At 74.7% G+C, this 22183-nt stretch carries 18 protein-coding genes and 1 pseudogene; 7 read left to right on the top strand and 12 right to left on the bottom strand.

From position 1 onward, the window contains the following. Nucleotides 1-4: 4 nt before the first annotated feature. The 3 genes from ACH4ZX_RS14470 to ACH4ZX_RS14460 are packed head-to-tail and all read right to left on the bottom strand — an operon-like array spanning nucleotide 5 to nucleotide 2720. Nucleotides 5-715, bottom strand: coding sequence for a maleylpyruvate isomerase family mycothiol-dependent enzyme (locus ACH4ZX_RS14470; protein WP_398272051.1), 711 nt, complete (start codon nucleotides 713-715; stop codon nucleotides 5-7). Beyond that, nucleotides 715-1554: a fumarylacetoacetate hydrolase family protein gene (locus ACH4ZX_RS14465; RefSeq protein ID WP_398272049.1), complete on the bottom strand. Its 840-nt coding sequence runs from the start codon at nucleotides 1552-1554 to the stop codon at nucleotides 715-717. Before ACH4ZX_RS14465 ends, ACH4ZX_RS14470 begins: the two co-directional genes overlap by 1 nt. Further along, on the bottom strand, nucleotides 1551-2720 hold the full coding sequence (locus tag ACH4ZX_RS14460) for a cupin domain-containing protein (protein WP_398272047.1): 1170 nt from the start codon (nucleotides 2718-2720) through the stop codon (nucleotides 1551-1553). Before ACH4ZX_RS14460 ends, ACH4ZX_RS14465 begins: the two co-directional genes overlap by 4 nt. A gap of 99 nt (nucleotides 2721-2819) precedes the next feature. Between ACH4ZX_RS14460 and ACH4ZX_RS14455 the strand changes: the two genes are divergently transcribed. Then, nucleotides 2820-3608, top strand: a complete 789-nt coding sequence (locus tag ACH4ZX_RS14455; protein WP_398272045.1) for an IclR family transcriptional regulator — start codon at nucleotides 2820-2822, stop codon at nucleotides 3606-3608. A 334-nt stretch (nucleotides 3609-3942) separates the two neighbouring features. Then, entirely contained in the window at nucleotides 3943-5580 is a 1638-nt protein-coding gene (locus tag ACH4ZX_RS14450) for an MFS transporter (RefSeq protein WP_398272043.1), read from the top strand. Nucleotides 5581-5909: 329 nt separating this feature from the next. Here the strand turns inward: ACH4ZX_RS14450 and ACH4ZX_RS14445 are convergent, their stop codons facing one another. The 5 genes from ACH4ZX_RS14445 to ACH4ZX_RS14425 all read right to left on the bottom strand — a co-directional run bounded on the left by ACH4ZX_RS14445 (nucleotide 5910) and on the right by ACH4ZX_RS14425 (nucleotide 13714). Next, entirely contained in the window at nucleotides 5910-8177 is a 2268-nt protein-coding gene (locus ACH4ZX_RS14445; RefSeq protein WP_398272041.1) for an SWIM zinc finger family protein, read from the bottom strand. Next, nucleotides 8174-11044: an SNF2-related protein gene (locus ACH4ZX_RS14440; RefSeq protein WP_398272039.1), complete on the bottom strand. Its 2871-nt coding sequence runs from the start codon at nucleotides 11042-11044 to the stop codon at nucleotides 8174-8176. Before ACH4ZX_RS14440 ends, ACH4ZX_RS14445 begins: the two co-directional genes overlap by 4 nt. Nucleotides 11045-11150: 106 nt before the next feature. Next, complete coding sequence (locus ACH4ZX_RS14435; RefSeq protein ID WP_398272038.1) at nucleotides 11151-11732, bottom strand: sugar kinase; 582 nt, start codon at nucleotides 11730-11732, stop codon at nucleotides 11151-11153. Beyond that, a complete protein-coding gene (locus tag ACH4ZX_RS14430; protein ID WP_398272036.1) occupies nucleotides 11729-12871 on the bottom strand; it encodes an ROK family glucokinase in 1143 nt (380 codons plus the stop codon). The genes ACH4ZX_RS14435 and ACH4ZX_RS14430 overlap by 4 nt, the downstream gene beginning before the upstream one ends. A gap of 105 nt (nucleotides 12872-12976) precedes the next feature. Continuing rightward, nucleotides 12977-13714: a GntR family transcriptional regulator gene (locus tag ACH4ZX_RS14425; RefSeq protein ID WP_398272142.1), complete on the bottom strand. Its 738-nt coding sequence runs from the start codon at nucleotides 13712-13714 to the stop codon at nucleotides 12977-12979. Nucleotides 13715-13845: 131 nt separating this feature from the next. Here ACH4ZX_RS14425 and ACH4ZX_RS14420 point away from each other — a divergent pair, with 131 nt between their 5' ends. Beyond that, complete coding sequence (locus ACH4ZX_RS14420) at nucleotides 13846-14868, top strand: Gfo/Idh/MocA family oxidoreductase (protein WP_398272034.1); 1023 nt, start codon at nucleotides 13846-13848, stop codon at nucleotides 14866-14868. Between the two features lie 85 nt (nucleotides 14869-14953). Continuing rightward, complete coding sequence (locus tag ACH4ZX_RS14415; RefSeq protein WP_398272032.1) at nucleotides 14954-15349, top strand: ribonuclease domain-containing protein; 396 nt, start codon at nucleotides 14954-14956, stop codon at nucleotides 15347-15349. On the opposite strand, the pseudogene ACH4ZX_RS14410 reads toward ACH4ZX_RS14415, so the two are convergent. Then, nucleotides 15330-15979, bottom strand: a pseudogene (locus ACH4ZX_RS14410) (dihydrofolate reductase family protein). The gene ACH4ZX_RS14415 and the pseudogene ACH4ZX_RS14410 overlap by 20 nt on opposite strands. Nucleotides 15980-16130: 151 nt before the next feature. Between ACH4ZX_RS14410 and ACH4ZX_RS14405 the strand changes: the two are divergent. Further along, nucleotides 16131-16925: an SDR family NAD(P)-dependent oxidoreductase gene (locus ACH4ZX_RS14405; RefSeq protein WP_398272030.1), complete on the top strand. Its 795-nt coding sequence runs from the start codon at nucleotides 16131-16133 to the stop codon at nucleotides 16923-16925. A 414-nt stretch (nucleotides 16926-17339) separates the two neighbouring features. On the opposite strand, the gene alc is transcribed toward ACH4ZX_RS14405, so the two are convergent. Both alc and allB read right to left on the bottom strand, forming a co-directional pair. Then, the gene (alc, locus tag ACH4ZX_RS14400) at nucleotides 17340-18458 is read right to left on the bottom strand and encodes an allantoicase (RefSeq protein ID WP_398272028.1); all 1119 of its coding nucleotides are present in this window, start codon (nucleotides 18456-18458) and stop codon (nucleotides 17340-17342) included. Nucleotides 18459-18550: 92 nt separating this feature from the next. After that, nucleotides 18551-19903: an allantoinase AllB gene (gene allB, locus ACH4ZX_RS14395; protein ID WP_398272026.1), complete on the bottom strand. Its 1353-nt coding sequence runs from the start codon at nucleotides 19901-19903 to the stop codon at nucleotides 18551-18553. 266 nt (nucleotides 19904-20169) lie between these two features. Between allB and ACH4ZX_RS14390 the strand changes: the two genes are divergently transcribed. Beyond that, entirely contained in the window at nucleotides 20170-20973 is an 804-nt protein-coding gene (locus ACH4ZX_RS14390) for an IclR family transcriptional regulator (protein WP_398272025.1), read from the top strand. Nucleotides 20974-21010: 37 nt separating this feature from the next. Here the strand turns inward: ACH4ZX_RS14390 and ACH4ZX_RS14385 are convergent, their stop codons facing one another. Beyond that, a complete protein-coding gene (locus ACH4ZX_RS14385; RefSeq protein WP_398272023.1) occupies nucleotides 21011-21325 on the bottom strand; it encodes a DUF5955 family protein in 315 nt (104 codons plus the stop codon). 230 nt (nucleotides 21326-21555) lie between these two features. Here ACH4ZX_RS14385 and ACH4ZX_RS14380 point away from each other — a divergent pair, with 230 nt between their 5' ends. After that, nucleotides 21556-22164: an NTP transferase domain-containing protein gene (locus ACH4ZX_RS14380; protein WP_398272021.1), complete on the top strand. Its 609-nt coding sequence runs from the start codon at nucleotides 21556-21558 to the stop codon at nucleotides 22162-22164. The last annotated feature ends 19 nt before the right edge of the window (nucleotides 22165-22183 follow it).

Below are 22183 nucleotides of genomic sequence, written 5' to 3'. Positions count from 1 at the left end.
CGGGTCAGAGCCAGGCGCCCAGCGCGGGGGCGGGCGTCCCGTCCGCGGTGAGCGGGCCGGCGTCCCGCCCGGTCAGGTAGGCCGCGATGGCGTGCAGCTCCCCGGTGACCGGGACGGCTTCGCCGGCGCCCGGCAGGTCCCACGCGGCTCCGGTGGCCGGGGCGCGCAGGGTCACGGCCGGGCCGGGGGCCGCGGCGCGCTTGGCGACGACGTCGTCGCACAGAGCGGTGAGGAAGTCGTCCGGCAGGTCGGCGAAGGTCACGCCGTCCGCCAGGTCGACGGCGTGCACGCACACCTCGCGGGAGCGCAGCCAGGGCACCTCGGTGGCCGGCACGGTCCGGCCCTGCGCGGTGACGACCTGCGCGCGCCACCGCTCCTCGTCGAGGGCCGCCATCCTCTTCTCCAGCCTGTCCGCGGAGTCGTGCAGCCACGCGGCCAGCTCGGCGGCCGGCAGGGCGCGGCCCCGTTCGATGCCGGCGGCGCGTTCCTCGGCCGAGGCGTACATCGGTGTGGGTTCGCCGGTGGCGGCCCAGTGCACCAGGTTGGACAGCGCCTCGGCGTTGGCGGCGACGTGCGCCGCCACGTGCGCCCGGCTCCAGCCGGGCAGGGCGCTCGGCGCGGCGAAGGCGTCGTCGTCCAGTCCGGCGGCGGCCTTGATCACCAGCTCGGTGCCGAGCCGGGCCCAGCGGCGGGCGTCGTCGAAGGTCCGGGACATCAGGAGGCGTTCTCCTTGACGACCCGGTTCTCCAGGCGGCCGATGCCGTCGATCTCGGCGACGACGGTCTCGCCGCCGAGGAGGTAGCGCTCGGGCCTGCGGGCGTGGCCGACGCCGCCGGGGGTGCCGGTGGCGATGATGTCGCCGGGGTTGAGGCGGACGACGGTGGAGACGTACTCGACCAGGGTGACCGGGTCGAAGAGCAGGTCGCCGGTGGTGTCGGACTGCATGACCTCGCCGTCGACGAGCAGGCGCACGTCCAGCGACGGGCGGACCCCGCCCGGCAGCTCGTCGGGGGTGACGAGGTACGGGCCGACGGGCGTGGTGGAGTCCCACACCTTGCCCTGCAGCCACTCGCGGGTGCGGAACTGCCAGTCGCGGCAGGTGATGTCGTTCAGCACGGTGAAGCCCGCGATGGCGCGCTCGGCCTGCTCGCCCCGGGCCCGGCGCACCGGCGCTCCGACGACGACGGCGAGCTCGACCTCCCAGTCGAACTGCCCGGTCTCCTCGGGGCGCACGATGTCGTCGCCCGCGCCGATCAGCGAGTCGGCGAACTTGGCGAAGAGGGTGGGGTGTTCGGGCAGGTCGCGGCCCATCTCCTGGATGTGGTTGCGGTAGTTCAGGCCGACGCACACGATCTTCGACGGCTGCGGGACCAGCGGCGCGAAGTCGGCGCCGGCCAGGTCGTACGTCTGTCCGGTCGCCGTGCCGGCGTGCTCGGCCCAGCCCTCCTGGGCGAGCAGGGCGCCCAGGTCCGGGACGCCGAGGTCGACCAGGGTGTCGCCGTCGAGCCGGACGGCCCGGGTGGTGCCGCCGGTGCGGAGGGTGGCGAGCTTCATCGGGTGGTTCCTTCCACGTGGGTGCGGTCGAGCCGGAGGGCCTCGAAGATCGGGGCGTCGCTGAACCGGAACAGGTCCAGCGCGCCGGAGTCGGAGTCGGTGGCGCCGGCCTCGGAGCGCACGGAGAGCGGCTGCCAGGACGGCACGACGAACAGGTCGCCGCGGGTGACCGACCAGGAGGTGTCGCCGACGGTGACGGTGCCGGAGCCGTCGAAGACCTGGTAGACCGACGAGCCGGTCCCGCGCACCGGCGCGGTCTCGGCGCCGCGGGCGATCCGGTGCATCTCGGCGCGGATGGTGGGCAGCACGTCGGCGCCGGTGGCCGGGTCGGTGAAGCGGACGGCCGCGTGACCGGGCTCGACGGTGCCGGCGAAGCCCTCGGCCTCCAGGGCGAGCTGGTCGGCCAGGGCGCGGTCGGTGTGCTCCCAGCGGTAGGCCAGCAGCGGCGAGCCGGGAGCGGTGGCGCCCACGGAGAGCGGGCGCAGGCCGGGGTGGCCCCACAGGCGCTCGGAGCGGGAACGCTCGGGGGTGATCCGTTCCGCGTCGGTGATCTCGTCCCGGCCGAACTCGAAGAACTGGGTCTCGGTGGCGTACTGGAAGGGGATGTCCAGTCCGTCGATCCAGGCCATCGGCTCGGCGGTGGCGTTGTGGTGGGCGTGCCAGTTCCAGCCCGCCTGCGGGAGGAAGTCGCCGCGCCGCATGGCCACCGGGTCGCGTCCGACGACCGTCCACACGCCCTCGCCCTCGACGACGAAGCGGAAGGCGTGCTGGGTGTGGCGGTGCTCGGGGGCGTCCTCGCCGGGCATCAGGTACTGGATCGCCGCCCACAGCGTCGGGGTGGCGAAGGGCCTGCCGCCGAGGGAGGGGTTGGCCAGCGCGATGGCCCGGCGCTCACCGCCGCGGCCGACGGGGACCAGGTCGCCGGCCTGGGCGGCCAGTTCCCGCAGCCGCTGCCAGCGCCACAGGTGCGGCACGGCGCGGGAGCGCGGGTGGGCCGGCATGAGGTCGCCGATCTCGGTCCACAGCGGTACGAGCAACTCGCTCTCGAAGCCCCGGTACAGCTCTTCGAGCGCCGGGGTGACCTCGGGCTGCCCCTCGGCGGTGACGGCCTGGAGCCGGACCGGGGAACCCGTTGCGTTGTCTTGGGCGATGGAGGACTGAGTCACACTCCGCAGGGTGCATCCTGTCCTTCAGGAGAACAGACAGATTCTGGAGAGCAGAATTCAGCCGGAATCCAGCAAGCCCGGCGACCTGGAGGACCAACGATGGACAAGCCGCTCAAGACGCCGCCGCCGTATCCCATCGCCAGCGTGGACCACGCGCTGCGGGCGGCGACCATCCTGCAGATGGAGGGCGGCGCGACGGTGTCGCAGATCGCCGAGCGGCTGGGCGTGGCCCGGTCGACGGCCCACCGGGTGCTGGCGATGCTCGTCTACCGGGACTTCGCCGTTCAGGACGAGGACCGCGTCTACCGGGCGGGGCCGGTGCTGGAACTGGCCGCGCACAGCCAGTCGCTCGTGTCGCGGCTGCGCGCCGCGGCGCTGCCCCACCTGCACCGGGTCGTCGACCTGCTGGACGAGACGACGAACCTGACCGTGCGCACCGGGGACACGGCCCGGTTCATCGCCAGCGTCGAGTGCCGGCAGGCGCTGCGGGTCGGTTCCCGGGAGGGCATGGTGTTCCCGGCCCACCGCACTACGGCGGGACTGCTCCTGCTCGCCGACCTGACCGACGCGGAGCTTGAGGAGGTCTACGCCCCCGAGCGCTACCGCGACCGTCCGGCCGACCGTCCTGACCTCGGCCGGCTGCGCACCGAGCTGAGGCGCCTGCGCCGCAACGGGTTCGCGGTGAACAAGGAGCGCTCCGAGCGCGGCCTCGTCGCCGTCGGCGTGCCGGTGCGCGACCGGGACGGCACCGCGGTGGCCGGCCTGTCGGTGTCCATGCCCAGCGTGCGCTACGACCCCCACCGCCTCCAGTCGCTGGCCGCGACTCTGGCCGCCACGGCGCACGCCCTGGAGAAGGACCTGGCCGAGCACTCCACCTCACCCCTCTGACCCGACTTCCCCCGCTTCCCCCCTTGCTGACCTGGCCCTGTCGCCGAGCGGGCACCGGAGCGGACGCAGGAGCGACGCCGGAGCGACGCCGGAGCGACGCCGGAGCGACGCCGGAGCGACGCCGGAGCAGGCTCTCTTTACATGATGCTTGTTCGGCTTAGATTACGAACAAATCATTGACGCGACGTAAAGCGAGTGTCATTCTCCACGGCATCGCGCCGGACTCGCGTCGTGCCCTGCCTCCCCCACCACGCACGCGGAGCCGAACCGTTCCACACGCTCGAGGCTCCCCCTGTGGGACGCCCGCCTTCCCCAGCCAGGGAGAAAAACAGCAATGACGCTCAACAACGGGACGACGACGTCCCAGGGCCCAACCGCGGGGGCCGCCCGGACGCCGGGCTACGCGGGAACACTGGCTGCCGCCTGCAGCGCGGTCTTCGTGGCCCAGGTCGCGAACGCGCTGCCGGCCTCGCTCAACGGGCTCTTCCAGGAGGACCTGCACACCCACGGATCCCAGCTCACCTGGATCACCGCGGCGTTCATGATCGCCGTGGTCTGCTTCGAGTTCACCTTCGGCGTCCTCGGCGACCTGTTCGGCCGGCGACGGCTGGTCGTGGCCGGCACGCTCCTGGTCGCCGCGGGCAGCAGCGTGGCCGCGCTCGCCCCCACCGTCCAGGTGCTGTGGATCGGCGCCGCCCTGAACGGACTCGGCGCCGGCGCCATGTTCCCCGGCTCACTCACCGCGATCACCGCCGTCACCCGCACCATGCGGGCACGGGCGCACTCCGTGGCCGTCTGGAGCGGCTTCCTGTCCGCGGGCGCGGCCGTCTCGCCGTTGCTCGGCGGCATGTTCGCCAAGATCGGGTCGTGGCGCGGTTCCTTCTGGGTCCTCGTCGGGCTCGCCCTGGTCAGCACGGTGCTCACCCTGGTGCTGGCCACGGAGTCGAAGGCGCCCGAGGGCCGCAAGCTCGACGTGCCCGGTCAGATCGCCTTCGCCATCGGTCTCACCCTGGTCCTGTTCGGCGCGGTCGAGGGGCCCGAGTCGGGCTGGACCACGCTTCCCGTCCTGCTCGCCTTCGCCATCGGCATCTGCTTCCTCGCCGGGTTCGTCGTCGTGGAACTGGGGGCCGAGTCGCCGATCTTCGACCTGAAGCTGTTCCGCAACCGGGCCTTCGCGGTGTCGTCCGTCGTCGCGGTCATCGGCATGCTCGCCTTCCTCGGCGCCTGCTTCGCCACCAGCATGTGGCTGGGTCCGGTGCAGCACCAGGACCCGATCCGCGTCGCGATCCCCTTCCTGCTCCTGCAGGGACCCACCTTCCTGCTCATCCCGATCGTCTCGCGCCTGCTCCACCGGGTCGCCCCGTCCTGGCTGCTGACCAGCGGTTTCGTCCTGATGGCGGTCGGCTCCCTGCTGTGCACCCGGCTGGACGTCACCGACCCGGACCTCGGGGCGTTCGTCGCGCCCGCCCTGCTGATCGGCATCGGCTTCGCCCTGACCGTCAGCTCGGTGACGGCCGTGGCGCTCAACAGCGTGCCCCTGAACCTGGCGGGCATGGCGAGCGCCACCACCAACATGCTGCGGGACCTCGGCTTCGCCCTCGGCCCCGTGGTCGTCGGCGCGGTCGCCCTGAGCAACGCCGGGTCGGCGTTCGCCTCCAACCTGCCCGGGGCGCACCTGCCGCCCGCCCAGGAGGCGGCGGCACGCCAGATCGCCGAGGCCGGAGGCCCCATCGCCGTGAACAGCCTGCCGGCCGGCGTCCCCGGCTCCGCGGCGCACGGGGTGGCCCTCGAGGCCCTGGGCAGCGGCTTCAGCACCGCGTACCTGGTGTGCGGTGTGGCTGCCGCGATCGCCGCGCTGCTGACCGCCGTCGGCATGATCGGAACCCACAAGCACCGCACCGGCGAGCACGAGGAGATTCCCACCGCCGCACCCGAAGGCAACGGCAGGCAGCAAACCGCCCTCACCCGCTGACCCGCCAGGCATCCGGCCGCGTGTCCGAAGCCTCTCTGCACGCCACCGCACCTCGCCGCACGCCGCCGCACGCCGCCGGGGCGGGCGGGGCGGGCGGGGCGGGCGGCAGGGCACCGACCACCACGGCCGGTGCCCTGCGCGTTTCCGGCTCCGGCGATGCGCCGGGCGGCGGGCGGCGGGCGGCGGGCGGCGGGGAGAGCCGACGGCCGTGCCCGGAACCCGGAGCCCGGAGCCCGGAAGCCGGGGGCCAGAGGCCGGGACCCGGGAATCGCGATTTCGGCTCTGGGAGGTGTCGCGGTGCTCGTCCCGCCTGCCGGGGTCCGGCGTTCTCACACTTCGCTTGACGCGCCGAGGCCCGTCAGTGCGCCCACCGGGTCCGGGTCGGGGGTGCCGCGGGGCCACCAGTCGTCGTGGCCGGGCTCCGACTCGTACGCGTACCACAGCCCGTCCCGGCCCAGGCGGAGCTGGACGTGGCCGCGCGGGTGCGTGAGGCGGTTGTGCCAGGGCCGGAACGCCGGCAGGTCGGCGGCGAGGAGCAGCGGGCGGGCACGGTCGAAGCGGCCGGCCGGCGGATCCCAGGGTTCCTCCAGGACGGCCAGCCCCTCCGGGCCGCCCTGCCGCCAGGCGGCCACGGCGCGCGCCAACTCCGCCGGGGTGCGCCCGGCGGCCGTGGCGAGCGAGGAGTACAGCGCGCGGGTGGCCACGGTGAGGCCCGAGCCGGGGCGGGCGGCGGCGAGCCGGACCGCGTCCTGCCAGAGCGTCAGCTCGGCCACCGGGTCGTGGCCGGTGGCGAGCAGGGCGTGCGCGCGGGCGGCGGCATCGGTCGCCAGCTGGTCCAGCGCGAAGGGGTCCGGCCCTCCCGGCGCCGCCGGGTAGACCGGCGGCTGCCCGGGATGCGGCGGCACGGGCAACGGCGGCGGCAGCGGCGGGAGTTGTCGCCGGGCGACGGCGTCGGTGGCCCGTACGCCGGGCAGCGGTGCCGGTTCCCGGTCCCGGGCGGCGCGGGCCGCGCGCGCGGCGCTGAGGCGGGAGAGGGAGTCGAGCAGCTCGCGTTCGCCGCGGCCGCGCAGCAGGAGCAGCACGAAGGGGTCGGCGTCGAGCAGCCGGGCCGTCTGGTAGCACAGGGCCGCGGCGTGCTTGCACGGGTGCCCGTGATCGGGGCAGCTGCAGTGCGGCTCCAGGTCGCCTGGGCCCGGCAGCAGCGGCACTCCGCATTCGGCGAGGGAGTGCGGCAACTCCTTGTCCAGCAGCGCGGCGATGTGCCCGGGCCGCTCGACGGCGGCGTCCAGGAACCGGTCCCAGTCGGCGTCGTCCAGCGTGCGCAGCCGCACCTGCACGCGGTAGGGGCGCGGGCGGCTGCCCTGGACGTAGGCGAGGACGAGGCCGGGAGTCACCGTGATGGCGTCCACGTGGCCCTGCTCGGCGTACCCCCGGCCGCGCGCCAGCCGCTTTGCGTCCAGCGCGCCTTCCTCCAACGCCGTCACCCAGGCGTTGCCCCACCAGGTTTCGGCGAAGCGCGCGTCACCGCCCGACGAGCGGGGCGGGAAGGCGGCGAAGGTACGACGAAGGTCGCCGTCGCGGGAGGGGGCGGCCATGGACCGGGGAACGGTGGGGACCGCGGGGGACGCCGGGACGGCGCCGTCCTCACCGCCGCCGTGACTGTCGTCGCCGTGACCGCTGTGGGCGGGGCCGCTGTCGGCGGGGGCTTCCTTCGGCCGGGTCGTCGCGTCCTCGCGAGGCATGCCGAAGGCTCCGGCGAGCAACTCCCCCACGCTACGGGCCTGCGGCCCACCGGCCGCGCGTGCCGACGGACGACGGGAGTCACGGGCGGGCCCGGCGTTCCGGTGCTCGGGGCCGCGGTGCTCCGGGCCGCGGGGATCCGAGATCCGGCGGTCCGCATCGACTCGGTCGGCGTGCCCCGGCTCGGCGTCCGAGTCCGTACGGTCATCGCTACGACGGCCGGCGTCCGTGCGGTCGGCGTCCGTCTGCCTCTGCCGCAACGCCGCGCGCAACGCCTCGCGCGCGATGTCCGCGGGACGTGGTCCGCGCGTCCCAGCTTCTCCGGGCGGACTGGGGCGGACGCCGGGGGCGGACTCGGCGTCCCGGGCGCTCCGGCCCGCCTTCCGGTCACCCGCCGGGTCTGCCGCCCCGCCACCGGTCCGGCTCGCTCCCCCGTCGGCGAGCGAACCCGCTTCGGTGCCGGGCGAGTCGACGGAGCGCCCCTCTGCCGAAGTCACCTCCGGCGGTGTCCCGCCGGCCGCGCCAGTCGGCGTCGGGTCGGCCGCCTGCGCCTCCGCGATCTCTCCGGCGGTGGCGCTTTCCAGGACACGCCGGGCGGAGACCGCCTGCCGCAGCGCCGCGCGGGCGGCGTCGGCCGGTCGCCGCGGCTCGGGCGCGGATGTCCCGGGCCCCGGTGACCGGCCGTCGGCGTCCTCCGTCGGCGGCGTCCCTCCCCGGGTCCCCTCAACCTCCGACGCCCGGCCCGCGGCCCCCTCGGCGGCCTCCACCGGCGTGTCCTCCGCGTCGGAGTCGCCCGCCCGGCGTTCCCGTGCCTGTCGCAGGGCGCGGCGGGCCTCGTCGGCCGGGCCGGGGGTCATGACGGCCTCCGCAGGGACACCAGGTCGGACAGTTCACGGTCCGTCAGTTCCGTGAGCGCCGACTCGCCGGAGCCGAGGATCGCGTCGGCCAGGGCGCGCTTGGCCTGAAGCATCTCGGCGATGCGGTCCTCGACCGTGCCCTCGGTGATCAGGCGGTGGACCTGGACCGGCTGGGTCTGTCCGATGCGGTAGGCGCGGTCGGTGGCCTGTTCCTCGACGGCCGGGTTCCACCAACGGTCGAAGTGGATGACGTGACCGGCGCGGGTGAGGTTGAGGCCGGTGCCCGCGGCCTTCAGCGACAGCACCAGGACGGGGGTCGCCCCGCTCTGGAAGCGGTCCACCATGCGCTCGCGCTCCGCGACCGGCGTGCCGCCGTGCAGGAAGTCGGCCGGGACCGCGCGGGAGGCGAGGTGCGACATGATCAGGCGGGCCATGCCGACGTACTGGGTGAAGACCAGTGCCGAACCGTCCTCCGCGAGCAGCGTGTCCAGCAGTTCGTCGAGGAGGGCCAGCTTCCCGGAGCGGGCGACCAGGCGTTCGCCGTGCGCCTGCGCCGCCGTCTCCTTCAGGTACAGGGCGGGATGGTCGCAGATCTGCTTCAGCGCCCCCAGCAGCTTCAGCACCAGGCCCCGGCGCGCGATGCCCTCGGCGGTCTCGATGGCCAGCAGGGACTCCCGCACCACCGCCTCGTACAGGGCCGCCTGTTCGCGGGTGAGCGGCACCGGGCGGTCCGTCTCCGTCTTGGGCGGCAGTTCGGGCACGATGCCGGGGTCGGACTTCTTGCGGCGCAGCAGGAAGGGGCGCACCAGGCGGGAGAGGCGGGCCACCGCCTCCTCGTCCTCGCCGTTCTCCACCGCGCGGGCGTGCCGGGCGCGGAAGGACTTCAGGGGGCCGAGGAGCCCCGGCGTCGTCCAGTCGAGCAGCGCCCACAGCTCGGACAGGTTGTTCTCGACCGGCGTGCCGGTCAGGGCGACGCGGGCCGTGGACGGGATCAGCCGCAGCGCCTTCGCGGTGGCCGAGTAGGGGTTCTTGACGTGCTGCGCCTCGTCCGCGACGACCATGCCCCAGCGCTGCCCGGCCAGCAGCGGCGCAGCGGTGCGCATCGTGCCGTACGTGGTGAGGACGAAACCGCCGGACAGGTCCTCCAGGCTGCGGTCGGGGCCGTGGAAGCGGCGGACCGGGACACCGGGCGCGAACCGGGTGATCTCGCGCTGCCAGTTGCCGAGCAGGGAGGCCGGGCAGACCACCAGGGTCGGTTCGGTGCGGGCCCGTTCGAGGTGCAGGGCGATGACGGTGATCGTCTTCCCGAGGCCCATGTCGTCGGCGAGGCAGCCGCCGAGGCCGAGGGAGGTCATGAGGTCCAGCCAGGCCAGGCCCCGGAGTTGGTAGTCGCGCAGGGTGGCGTGCAGGCCCGGCGGCGGTTCGGCGGGACGCAGCCCGGCCGTCAGGCGGTCGCGCAGGGCGGCCAGGGCGCCGACCGGTACGGCCTCCACCGTCTCGCCGTCGACCTCGGCGCTGCCGGTGAGGGCGGCGGACAGCGCGTCGACCGGGTCCAGCAGGCCCAGTTCGCGTTTGCGGGCCTTGCGGACCAGCGCCGGGTCGACGAGCACCCAGCGGTCGCGCAGCCGGACGACCGGGCGGTGGGCCTCGGCGAGGGCGTCCATCTCGGCCTCGCTCAGCGGATCGCCGCCGAGCGCCAACTGCCAGCGGAACTGGAGCAGTTCCTCGCTCTCGAAGAAGCCGGTGCCGTCGGTGGCGGAGCCCGGGGCGGGGCGGACCACCGCGGCCGCGGTGAGGTCCCGCGCCAGGTCCCGGGGCCAGTGCACGGCGACCCCGGCGGCCGCGAGCCGGGCGCCCGCCACGCCGAGCAGGTCGCCCAGTTCCTCGTCGGACAGGGCGAGGACGTCGGGCACGTCCTGCTCGCAGAGCCGGTCGAGCGGGGCCCAGACGCGGGCCGCCCGCCGCACGGCGAGGGCGGCGTCCACGCGCGCGCGTGGGCCGAACGCCGCGTCCGCCTCGCCCGCCCACAGCGCCGCCGCGTCGGCGACGAGGGTGGGGTCGGCGAGGCTGTGCACCTGGACGACCGCCGCGCCCGCGGTGCGCACGCCCTCGCCGCCGTCGAACAGCTCGTACGCCGACAGGTCCAGGCGGAGCGAGAGGCGTACGCCCGCGTCCATGCCGGCGGCGACCTCGGCGGCCCACTCGTGGGCGCCGGGCAGGTGCTGGGGGCGGCGGTCGGCGAAGGGCCGGCCGGAGGCGTGCGGCGCGGCGGGGGTACGGGGCAGCGTGTCGGCGACGGCGTCCAGGAAGGAGCGCATCAGCGCCTCCGGCTCGGGCAGCCGCAGCGGGCCGGAGCCGGGCAGCGGGACGGCGTGTCCCTCGTACGGCAGGGCCGCGGCGATCGCCCTGAGGTGCGCGATGTCGTCGGGGTCGAGGGGGCCGGCCCGCCAGGCGTCGTGGCCGGCGGACGTCAGGCCGGGCAGCAGGCGGCCCCGGGCGACGAGCCGCAGGGCGTGCAGCGCGGCCGCGCCCCAGCAGGCGGTGGCGGGGTGGGCGGCCGGGTCGCGGCGGGCGCGCGCGAGCAGCGGAAGCGCCTCACCGACGGGGAGCGCGAGAGCGGGCGCGGTGCGGCGCCGTACGCCCGCGCCGTGCTGTCGTACGACGGTCAGCTCGGTCACGGCGGTGAGCTGCTCGGTGTCCGCTGTGTCCTCGGTGGCCTCAATGTCCTCGGCGGGCAGCGGTGCGCCCTCGGGGTCCCAGAAGGCGATCCGCCCGTCGCGGGGCAGGGGCGCGGGGAGGTAGACGGCCGCCAGCCGGAGCGGCACCCGCTCCCCCGCGCGCCCGGCCACCGTGGCCGTGTCGCCCATACGACTGTCACCTCCCGCCCGTCGTGTCGGATCAGACGTCTTCGACTCTACGGGCGGGGTCTGACAATCGGCCCCGGCGGCCCGTACGGCCCCGGCGCCGCCCGGGTCAGGGGACGGTGCGGGAGACGACGTAGACGAACGGGTTGTCCGGGTCGGCGAGGCTGACGACGACGTCCTGGGTCGGCTTGGGGTCCTTCTGCCGGTGGACGAGGCCGTACCAGGGGCCGGCGCCGGTGAACCGCCAGCCGGTGATCTTCTGGTCGCGGGCGCCGATGGTGATGTCGCCCCGCTTCAGGTCCGACCGTTCGACGCCCATGTCGCGCAGGAAGACGTCGAGGTTGGCGTTCGGCGTCTGGAACTGGACGTAGAGGCGGCTGGTCTTCCAGTTGTTCGTCTCGTAGTAGGCGACCTTGCCGGAGGGGTGCGGCATCGGCACCTGGTAGAGGCGGCGCTGCACCTTGGACGGCCAGCCCCTGGTCAGGCCGGTCGCCGAGTACTTCGCCTCCTTGTCCTTGCCCGCGTTGCGGCTCTGGTTGGCCGAGATCACCAGGTAGCCGGCCGGTACGCCGATGAGCAGCACGATGATGAGGAGGGTGAGCGTCCTGCGGCGGATCATGTGGCGGCGGTCCTCGGCGTGCCCGGGGCGCCGGCCGGTGGGCTCCGCCTGGCGCGGCAGTGCGGCCGTCATGCGGTGTCCTCACGGCGGGAGGACGTGTACCGCTCGTAGCGCTCGTAGCGCTCCACCCGGCGCCGCTTGGCGCGGCGGAAGCGGCGGGCGACCAGGCGGGCCAGGTCGGCGGCGCCGACCATGCCCGCCTCGGGGCCGAGCTGGGCGCGGGTGATGCGGGCCTCGGGGCGGTAGCCGCGGCCGGTGAGATGGCGCTTGAAGGCGTCGCGCGCGGGGCCGATGAGCAGGTCGTCCGCGGCCGACACGCCGCCGCCGATGACGAAGCAGGAGGGGTCGAGGGCGGCGGCGAGGTTGGCGATGCCGACGCCGAGCCACTGGCCGATGTCCTGCAGCAGCTCGATGCACATGGCGTCGCCCTCGCGGGCCAGCTCGGTGATCATCGGACCGGTGATGTCGGAGATGTTGCCCTTGACGTGCTCGATGATCCCGTAGGCCACCGGGGAGTCGGCGGCGGCCAGCTCGCGCGCCTCGCGCACCAGCGCGTTGCCGGAGCTGTACTGCTCCCAGCAGCCGCGGTTGCCGCACGGGCAGCGGTGGCCGCCGGGCACGACCTGCATGTGGCCGAACTCGCCGGCGACCCCGTACTTGCCGCGCTTGACCTGGCCGTCCTCCAGGATCGCGCCGCCGATGCCGGTGCCGAGCGTGATCATGACGAGGTGGTCCTCGCCGCGGCCGGCGCCGAAGCGCCACTCGGCCCAGGCGGCGGTGTTGGCGTCGTTGTCGACCAGGACGGGGACCGCGAGGCGGCCCGCGATGCGGTCGCGCAGGGGTTCGTTGCGCCAGGACAGGTGGGGTGCGAACAGGACGCGGTTGCGGTCGGCGTCGACCCAGCCGGCCGCGCCGATGCCGACGGCGTGCACGTCGTGCCGGTCGGACAGGTCGAGGACCAGCTCGACGATGGTGTCCTCGACGACCCTGGGGCTCTTGGACTTGTCCGGCGTCTCCGTGCGGACCTTCTCCAGGATGTTGCCGTCCGCGTCGACGACGCCCGCCATGACCTTCGTGCCGCCGATGTCGATGCCCACCGTCGGGACGCGGGGCGCCGTGAGGTGCGAGCGGCGCTCCCGGGTGCCCACGGTTCTCAGGACCGGAGCGCGGCGGGAGCCTATGGGGGCGGTGAAGTCGCGGTAGGTGCTCATCAAGGCCCGATTCTGCCTCACCGTGACTCTGCGTGCCGTGCCGGGGAGAAAAGGCGGGGACGAGTCACCCGCGCCTTTGTCCTGACAATACGACCAGCGCGGGACTCATGACCGTACGAGCAGCTGGAACTCGAAGGAGTAGCGCGACGGCCGGTAGGTGTGGCTGCCGAACTCCACCGGGCGGCCGGTGTCGTCGAAGGTGGTGCGCTGCATGGTGAGCAGCGGGGCGCCCTCGGTCTCGCCGAGCCGCTCGGCCTCGCCGGCGGTGGCCGCGCGGGCGCCGATGGACTGGCGGGCGCTGTGCAGCGTGATGCCTGCGGCGCGCATCATGCGGTACAGGCCGGTCGTCTCCAGCTGCGCGGTGTCCAGGTCCAGCAGGCCGGGCGGGATGTGGTTGCACAGGCACGCCATCGGCTCCCCGTGCGCGAGCCGCAGCCGCTCCACCCGGTGCACGTCGCTGCCCTCGGCCACGCCGAGCGCGGCCGCGACCTCCGCCGTCGCCGGGACCACGGTGTTGACCAGCACCTTCGTCGCGGGGCGCTGGCCGGCCGCCTCCAGGTCGTCGTAGAGGCTGCTGAGTTCCAGCGGGCGCTTGACCTGGCTGTGCACCACCTGGGTGCCGACGCCGCGGCGGCGCACCAGAAGGCCCTTGTCGACGAGGGACTGGATGGCCTGGCGGACGGTGGGCCGGGACAGGCCCAGGCGCGCGGCCAGCTCGATCTCGTTGCCCAGCAGGCTGCCCGGGGTGAGCTCTCCGCGTTCGATCGCCGCCTCGAGCTGCTGGGACAGCTGGAAGTACAGCGGCACCGGAGAGCTGCGGTCCACCCGCAGGTCGAGCGACACGGTCGGGTCCTCTTGTGGTTTCGGCACGGGGCCGAGCGTAACTCCGTGCGTTGTTGACGGGAAGTCGTGTAGTTCGATTGTCCGGACATACGCATTGACAGTGTCCGTGTTCGCGTCGCACTTTTGTTTCCATGCGCATCGGGGTCATCGGTACGGGCCGCATCGGCACCATTCATGCGAACACGCTCAGCCGTCACCGCGAGGTCGGCTCCCTGATCCTCACGGACACGGATCCGGCACGGGCCCAGGAGCTCGCGTACCGGCTCGGCGAGACGGCGGCTCCGGGCGTGGACGAGATCTTCAGATGGGGCGTGGACGCCGTGGTGATCACGACGGCCACGTCGGCCCACGCGGAACTGATCGGCCGGGCGGCACGCTCGGGGCTGCCGGTGTTCTGCGAGAAGCCCATCGCCCTCGACCTGCCCGGCACCCTGAACGCGATCGCCGAGGTGGAGGCCGCGGGGACGATCCTGCAGATGGGCTTCCAGCGCCGTTTCGACACCGGTTACCTGGGCGCGCGGGAGGCGGTCGGCTCCGGCCGGCTGGGACGGCTGCACACCGTGCGGGCGCTCACCTCCGACCAGGCCCCGCCGCCACCGGAGTGGCTGCCGCTGTCCGGCGGGCTGTTCCGGGACACGCTCATCCACGACTTCGACGCCCTGCGCTGGGTGACCGGGAGCGAGGTCGTCGACGTGTACGCGGCCGGGTCGGACGCCGGACCCGCGATGTTCCGCGCGGCGGGCGACGTCGACACCGGCGCCGCCCTGCTCACCCTCGACGACGGCACGCTCGCCACGGCGACCGCGACCCGGCTGAACGGCGCCGGGTACGACGTGCGCATGGAACTGGCCGGGGAGCTCGACCAGATCGTCGTCGGCCTGGACGACCGCACGCCCATCGCCTCCACCGAGCCGACCGGGCCGCCGGCCGCGGACAAGCCGTGGCCCGGGTTCCTGGAACGCTTCGGCCCCGCCTACGAGGCGGAACTGGCCGCGTTCGTCGACGTGGTGCTCGGCCAGCGGGCGAACCCGTGCGACGGCCGCGAGGCGCTGCAGGCGCTGCGCGTGGCCGAGGCCTGCGAAGTGTCCCGGCGGGAGCGCCGACCGGTGGCACTGGCAGAAATCCCGGGCGGGGTCGAGTCGGCGTTCAGGTGAACGGCCGGTCACGCACGTGTTCCGGCGGGAAATCGGCCGAAGTTGTCATTGACATGCCACCTTCTACGCGCGTCATCATGTGGCCATGATTTTCCCCCCACGCGCCACCCGGATCGGCGCCGCAGCCACCCTCCTGTCCGCCCTCCTCGTGGGCGGCGCCGTCTCCGCCACCACGGCGGACGCCGCCGCCACCTCCGTCGGGAGCATCTGTTACAGCGACCTGCCGTCCCAGGCCTACGACACGCTCGACCTGATCGCGTCGGACGGCCCCTTCCCGTACTCGCAGGACGGCACCGTCTTCCAGAACCGCGAAGGCGTCCTGCCCAGCCAGCCGTCCGGCTACTACCACGAGTACACGGTGATCACCCCGGGCTCCTCCACGCGCGGCGCACGCCGCATCGTCACCGGCGAGGAGTACCAGGAGGACTACTACACCGCCGACCACTACGCCACGTTCGACCTCATCGACTTCGGCTGCTGAGGTCCGACGGCCCGCCCCCGTCGCCCCGCGCCCGGACAGTCGCACGCGGCGCGCGGCGGCGCGGGCGACTGCCCGCGCCGCCGGCGGTGACGTGGCCCGCGGTGTACGTGAACGCGGTCGGCTCGGCGCCCTCCGTGAACAGGCGGCGCCCGGAGCCGAGCACCACCGGGAAGGTCGCCAGATGGAGGGTGTCGACGAGGCCGAGGCCGAGCAGGGAGCGGACGAGGGCGCCGCTGCCGTGCACCTGGAGCTCGCCGTCGACGCGTTCCTTCAGGGCCGTCGCCTCCTCGGCGAGGTCGCCGGTGAGCACGGTGGTGCCGGACCACCCGGGGTCGGTGAGAGTGGTGGAGGGGACGTACTTCGGCAGGGCGTTCAGCCTGCCGGCGACCGGGTCGGCGGGGTCGGTCGCCTTCGGCCAGTACGAGGCGAAGATGTCGTAGGTGACACGGCCGGGCAGGAACGCGCCGGCGCATGAGAAGACGTCACTGACGAAGCGGCCGAAGTCGTCGTCGCCGTACGTGAAGCTCCAGCCGCCCTGCCGGAAGCCGTCGCGGGTGTCCTCCTCGGGGCCGCCCGGGCCTGGTAGACGCCGTCGAGGGTGACGAAGATCGTGGAGACGAGCCTGCCCATGGCGGATGCCTGCTTTCCGGTGTGCGGGGTCTTCCGTCGTCACTTCAGACACCTCCGGCTCCCGCGACTCATCGCTCGGCCCGCCCGGGAACCGAGGTCGGTGTCCGCAGGCCGCCAGCGCCGGGGGGGCGGCGGCCGCTGGGATGGGTCCATGACTACTTCTCAGCAGCCCCTGACCACGTCCCCCGACCCCGCATCGCACTCCGCGTCTCCCCTGGCCGGCAAGGTGGCCCTGGTGACCGGCGGCAGCCGCGGCATCGGCGCGGCGACGGCGGTGCGGCTGGCCCGGGAGGGCGCGGACGTGGCCGTCACCTACGTCGACGGCAAGGAGGCGGCCGCGGACGTCGTCCGGCGCGTCGAGGGCCTCGGGCGGCGGGCGGTGGCCCTCCGGGCGGACGCCGCGGACGCGCGGGAGGCGGCGGAGGCGGTGGAGCGCGCGGCCGGGGAACTGGGCGGGCTCGACGTGCTGGTGAACAACGCCGGCATCGGCGTCCTCGGCCCCCTCGACACGCTCACCGCGGCGGACGTCGACCGGGTGCTCGCCGTGAACGTGCGCGGGGTGTTCCTGGCCTGCCGGGCGGCGGCCGCGCACCTGGCGGCGGGCGGCCGCATCATCACCGTCGGCACCTGCCTGACCCAGCGTGTGGCGGGGCCCGGCGCGACGCTGTACACGATGAGCAAGTCGGCCCTGACGGGTCTGACGAAGGCGCTGGCGCGGGAGTTGGGGTCCCGCGGGATCACCGCGAACATCGTGCACCCGGGCCCCACGGACACCGACATGAACCCCGCCGACGGACCGTACGCCGCGCCCCAGACGGCGCTGACCGCGCTCGGCCGCTTCGGCGACCCCGACGAGATCGCTGCGGCGGTCGCGTACCTCGCCGGCCCGGACGCGGCTTACATCACCGGCACCGAACTGTCCGTGGACGGAGGACACGCGGCCTGACCGGGCGCCACGGGCCGCGGCCGTGACGGCCGGTGTGACGGCTGGTGCGGCAGCGGGCGTGACGGCCTCAGGGACATCGGCCGTCGGGACGGCCATCCGGACGGCCATCCGGACGGTCGGCGGGACCGGCGGGCCTCACGGCGGCCGGTCGGAAGGCTCGACGCGCGCCACGGGGCGGGACCGGGTACGAGCCGCGGCCGTGACGGCCGGCGGGCTGCGGGAGGCGGGCGGCGGCCGGCGGGCAGCGGGCAGCGGCCGGCGGGCGGCGGCCGGGGCGACACCGATGCGCCACGCGCACGTGTCAGCGCCCCGCCCGTCGACGAAGTGCTCGACTCGGCCGAGCGCTTCGGCACGCCGATGCCGGGTCGGCCCTGTGCCCGGTCCGGGACGCCGGGCCCGGCGGCGGACCGGGCGTCAGCCGGAGGCCGACGCCCGGTGGCGTGCGGCCAGTTCCGACGCGCCGTCTTCCGTGAGGGTGCCGAACAGGCGCAGGCGGGAGATGCCGCCGTCCGGGTAGATGTCCACGCGCGCGTGGGTGCCGACGGCGGGCTCCGGCAGGGCGAAGCGGTGGTCGGTGTCGGGCTGGAGGCGGGTGCGCGGGAGGATCTCGCGCCAGTCGCCGTCCTCGCCGTCCTTGACGGAGACCGACGCCCAGCCGGCGCTGTTGCCCTTCAGGTACGCCGTGTCGATCTCGACCGCGCGGATGCCGGACCGGGCGGCGAGACGGTAGCGGATCCAGTCGTGACCCCGGTCGCGGCGCCGGCGGGTCTCCCAGCCGTCGTCCATCCTGCGGGAGCGGCCCGGGTGGATGGTGTGGGCGGCGGGCGAGTAGAAGAGGTCGGAGGCGTCCTCGACCCGGCCGCCGTTGACCAGCGCGACCACGTCGAAGGTGCCGAGGGCGGCCAGCCACGCCGGGTCGGGCACGACCTCGCCGTACACACGCAGGCGCGCGATGCCGCCGTCGGGGTGCTGGTTGAGGCGCAGGTGGGTGACGCGCTGTTCGACGTGGACGGCGAAACCGTTCGCCGCGTGGCCGCCGACCGGTGTGCGCGGCACCAGCGTCGTCCACTTCACGTCGTCGGCGAGGAGGTCGGCCGGGGACGGATGGCCCGGCGCCGACGTGCCCTCGACCGACACCGCCTGCGGGTGATTGCCGCGGAAGTGGGCGGTGTCGACGACGACGCCCCGCACGACGCCGGGCGCGCCGAGGCGCACCAGCGCCCAGTCGTGGTCGTCCGCCGCCGGCCACGGGTGGCCGGCCGACGTACCGCGCCGCCGTCGCGTCTCCCAGCCGTCCATGGTCTTGCCCTTGTGCCCGAAGCGCCCGGGGTCGAACTCGGCGCGCCCGGGCAGCAGCAGGTTCTCGCGCTCGGCGAAGAACTCGTCGTTCGCGGCGACGACGCCCGCGCCGAGTCGCCGGTCGGCGAGGTCGGCGTGGTGGGTGAAGGGGAAGTCGGCGGTGCGGTAGTCCGCGTAGGGGTCACCGCCGGCGTAGGGGCGCGCGTCGCCGGTGAAGCTCGGAATCGCCGTCACGTCGATCAGGGGTTCCTTTCGGAGTCGGTCCGGTTCCTCTCCGGAGTCGGTTCCTCTCCGGAGCCGGCCGCTGAGGGGCGGGGGCGCGCGGGTCAGCGGGGGCGGGTCAGCAGCCGGCCCTTCGGGGCGGTGAACTCCCCGTCGGCCACGATCCGCTCGCCGCGCAGCCAGGTGGACCTCACCACGCCGTACAGGGTCCGTCCCGCGTACGCCGTCACGCGGTTGCGGTGGTGGAGGGCCGCCGGGTCCACGGTGAACGTCTCGTCGGGCGCGAGCACCGCGAAGTCGGCGTCGCGGCCGGGCGCGATGGCGCCCTTGCGGGCCTCCAGGCCGGCCAGGCGCGCCGTCCGCGTGGACATCCAGCGCACGACGTCCTCGAGGCCGTGCCCGCGCGCGCGTGCCCCGGTCCACACCGCGGGAAGGCTCAGCTGGAGGCCGGAGATGCCGCCCCAGGCGGTGGCGAAGTCGTCGGTCTTCAGGTCGGCCGTGGACGGGGAGTGGTCGGTGACCACGCAGTCGACGGTCCCGTCGGCGAGCGCCTGCCACAGCAGGTCCTGGTTGGCCGACTCCCGGATGGGCGGGCAGCACTTGAACTCGCTGGCGCCGTCCGGGACTTCCTCGGCGGTCAGGGTGAGGTAGTGGGGGCAGGTCTCGACGGTGACGCGGACGCCCCTCGCCCTGGCCGCGGCGATCAGCGGCAGCGCGCCGGAGGACGACAGGTGCAGGACGTGCACGCGCGCGTGGAGGCGTTCGGCCTGTTCGACGAGGTGGGCGACGGCGCTGTCCTCGGCGTCGCGCGGGCGGCTGGCGAGGAAGTCGGCGTACCGGGGGCCGCCGTGCTGCGGGGCCGCGTCCAGGTGGTGCGGGTCCTCGGCGTGCACGATGAGCAGCCCGTCGAAGGAGGCGATCTCGGCCATCGCCCGCGCGAGCTGCCGCCGGTCGAGGGGCGGGAACTCCTCGACGCCCGAGGGCGACAGGAAGGCCTTGAAGCCGAAGACGCCGGCCTCGTGCAGTGGGCGCAGGTCCTGGAGGTTGTCGGGCAGGGCGCCGCCCCAGAAGCCGACGTCGACGTGTGCCTGGTCGGCGGCGACGGCCTGCTTGGTGCGGAGATGGCCGACCGTGGTGGTCGGCGGGAGGGAGTTGAGGGGCATGTCGACGAGGGTGGTGATGCCGCCGGCCGCCGCCGCGCGCGTGGCGGTCCAGAAGCCCTCCCACTCGGTGCGGCCGGGGTCGTTGACGTGCACGTGGGTGTCGACCAGGCCGGGCAGCAGGGCGTCGTCGCCGATGTCCTCGAGCCGGGCGCCGGCGGGGACGGGCGCGTCGTACGGCAGGACGGCGGTGATCCGGCCGGCCGCCACCGCGACCGAGGCGGCGCGGGTCCCCGCCGGGGTGATGACGCGCGTCGAGCGCAGCACCAGCTCCGCGTCGGGCTCTGTGTCGGACAACCCGGACCCCTCTCTGCCGTCTGACGCGTTGCTTCCGAGGAACGGGGTTTACTTCCACGTAACGGAATTCAACGTTCTGTTGAAGGAGTCTTCACTCCCCGCACCCGCGTCGTCAAGGGCGCCCTTCGCCCGCGGGCTCCGCACGGCGACCGGCGGGCCTGCGGGCCTGCGGGCCTGCGGGCCTGCGGGCCTGCGGGCCTGCGGGTACGCTGCTGCCCTTGCCGCCAGTCCCGACCGGTTGCCGCCGGTCCCGAAAGGAACGCGCCGTGCCGACGTCCAGCGCCAGCGCCACCGGCTCCGCCAAGCCCCCGGCCGGTGGCGGCGTCCAGTCCCTCGAGCGCGCCTTCGACCTGCTCGAACGGATGGCGGACGCGGGCGGCGAGGTCGGCCTGAGCGAGCTGTCCGCGAGCAGCGGGCTGCCGCTGCCCACCATCCACCGTCTGATGCGCACGCTCGTGGCCTGCGGGTACGTCCGCCAGCAGACCAACCGCCGGTACGCGCTCGGTCCCCGGCTGATCCGCCTGGGCGAGTCCGCCTCCCGCCTGCTCGGCGCCTGGGCCCGGCCCCACCTGGCCCGCCTGGTCGAGGAGACCGGCGAGACGGCGAACATGGCGCTGCTGGACGGCGACGAGGTCGTCTACGTCGCCCAGGCGCCCTCCAAGCACTCGATGCGCATGTTCACCGAGGTCGGCCGGCGCGTCCTGCCGCACTCCACGGGCGTCGGCAAGGCACTGCTGGCCACCGTCCCGGACGACGAGGTGCGCGCCCTGCTCGCCCGCACCGGCATGCCGGCCCTGACCGACCGGACGATCACCACGCCGGACGGCTTCCTCGCCGCCCTGCGGGAGGTACGGCGCCTCGGCTACGCCATGGACGACAACGAGCAGGAGATCGGCGTCCGCTGCCTGGCCGTCCCGGTCCCCGGCTCCCCCACCGCCGCCGCCATCTCGATCTCCGGCCCGGCGGGCCGGGTCACGGAGACGGCGACGGAGCGGATCGTGCCGGTGCTGCAGCAGGTGGCCCGGGAACTGTCGGAGTCCCTGGCGAGCACGGGCGGCACGCCGGCCTGAACCCGGCCGGTCCGCCCGGCTGCCCGCTGGCGGGGGCTCAGCCGCGCGTCGGCTCCCCGAACAGGTCCACCGCGTCGCGCACCTGCGACAGCGCGCCGGAGAGCGCGCTCACCGAGCCGATCGCGCCGGCGATCACGAGCAGCGAGCGGCGCAGCCGCGGGGTCTCGGGCGCGCCGTCGAGGGTCATCGCGGCCAGCGCCGCCAGTTCCTGGTCGGCGATGCACCGGTCGGGGACCTGGGCCGGGTGCGCGGCGAGTTCACGACGCAGCCGGGACACCGCGGCCCGCAGTCCCGTCACTCTCGGATCCTCGCCGCTACCGGTCACCGACTTCTGCCCCATGCTCCGCAACACAGTTCTCCCCCTCGCACGTACTCGCGCGCCCTTACACGCCGTTCGCGCGCCCCCGCGCGCCGCCGTGCGCCGTTCTGCCATGATCCACTCGGTCCGCGCCCCAGTGCGCGGGTCGAGCGCCGGGGACGCGGGCAAGTAAACGCCACCCGGGACCCCGCGCGCCACCGCGCGGGCTGAAATTCAGCCCCAGGAGACCGGGCGCCCGCCGGGATGTCAGGTATGCAGGACGCATGACCGACCACACCGACAACCACGGCCAGGTCGCCGGACTGCTGCTCGCCGCGGGAGGCGGGCGCCGGCTCGGCGGGCGGCCGAAGGCGCTGCTCGAACACCGCGGGCGGCTGCTCGTGGAGCACGCGGCCGGCGTGCTGCGCGCGGCCGGCTGCGCCCGCGTCCATGTGGTGCTCGGGGCGCGGGCCGCCGACGTGCGGGCACGGGCCCGGCTGACCGGCTGCGTGCTCGTCGACAACCCCGGCTGGGAGGAGGGAATGGGCGGTTCGCTGCGGGCCGGGCTCGGCTCGCTGGCCGGCACGGGCGCCCGGGCGGCGCTCGTCTCGCTCGTCGACCAGCCCGGCATCGGGCCGGAGGCGGTGGGCCGCGTGCTGGCGGCCTGCCGGGACGAGACCTCGTTGGCGTCGGCCGCCTACGACGGCGTACGCGGGCATCCCGTCCTGCTCGGCGCCGCCCACTGGGCGGGGGTCACCGCGAGCGCGAGCGGGGACCGGGGGGCGCGCGCCTACCTCAGGGCGCACGAGGCGGCGCTCACGCTCGTCGAGTGCGCGGACGTGGCGCGGCCGTACGACATCGACACGCAGCGGGATCTGGCCCACCTGGAGTAGCCGCGGGACTCCCGGCGCC

The sequence above is a fragment of the Streptomyces sp. NPDC020490 genome (assembly GCF_044335305.1).
In the GTDB taxonomy this organism is placed as follows: domain Bacteria; phylum Actinomycetota; class Actinomycetes; order Streptomycetales; family Streptomycetaceae; genus Streptomyces.
Note: the sequence above shows the minus strand (reverse complement) of the source record. Positions and strands in the feature narration are given on the sequence as shown.

Excerpts from the sequence above, each read along its gene's own strand:
- ACH4ZX_RS14415 (WP_398272032.1), top strand. The coding sequence starts at position 14,954 with ATGATTTTCCCCCCACGCGCCACCCGGATCGGCGCCGCAGCCACCCTC.
- ACH4ZX_RS14445 (WP_398272041.1), bottom strand. The coding sequence starts at position 8,177 with ATGACCCCCGGCCCGGCCGACGAGGCCCGCCGCGCCCTGCGACAGGCA.
- ACH4ZX_RS14420 (WP_398272034.1), top strand. The coding sequence starts at position 13,846 with ATGCGCATCGGGGTCATCGGTACGGGCCGCATCGGCACCATTCATGCG.
- ACH4ZX_RS14405 (WP_398272030.1), top strand. The coding sequence starts at position 16,131 with ATGACTACTTCTCAGCAGCCCCTGACCACGTCCCCCGACCCCGCATCG.
- ACH4ZX_RS14455 (WP_398272045.1), top strand. The coding sequence starts at position 2,820 with ATGGACAAGCCGCTCAAGACGCCGCCGCCGTATCCCATCGCCAGCGTG.
- ACH4ZX_RS14470 (WP_398272051.1), bottom strand. The coding sequence starts at position 715 with ATGTCCCGGACCTTCGACGACGCCCGCCGCTGGGCCCGGCTCGGCACC.
- ACH4ZX_RS14440 (WP_398272039.1), bottom strand. The coding sequence starts at position 11,044 with ATGGGCGACACGGCCACGGTGGCCGGGCGCGCGGGGGAGCGGGTGCCG.
- ACH4ZX_RS14450 (WP_398272043.1), top strand. The coding sequence starts at position 3,943 with ATGACGCTCAACAACGGGACGACGACGTCCCAGGGCCCAACCGCGGGG.
- ACH4ZX_RS14430 (WP_398272036.1), bottom strand. The coding sequence starts at position 12,871 with ATGAGCACCTACCGCGACTTCACCGCCCCCATAGGCTCCCGCCGCGCT.
- ACH4ZX_RS14380 (WP_398272021.1), top strand. The coding sequence starts at position 21,556 with ATGACCGACCACACCGACAACCACGGCCAGGTCGCCGGACTGCTGCTC.
- ACH4ZX_RS14435 (WP_398272038.1), bottom strand. The coding sequence starts at position 11,732 with ATGACGGCCGCACTGCCGCGCCAGGCGGAGCCCACCGGCCGGCGCCCC.
- ACH4ZX_RS14465 (WP_398272049.1), bottom strand. The coding sequence starts at position 1,554 with ATGAAGCTCGCCACCCTCCGCACCGGCGGCACCACCCGGGCCGTCCGG.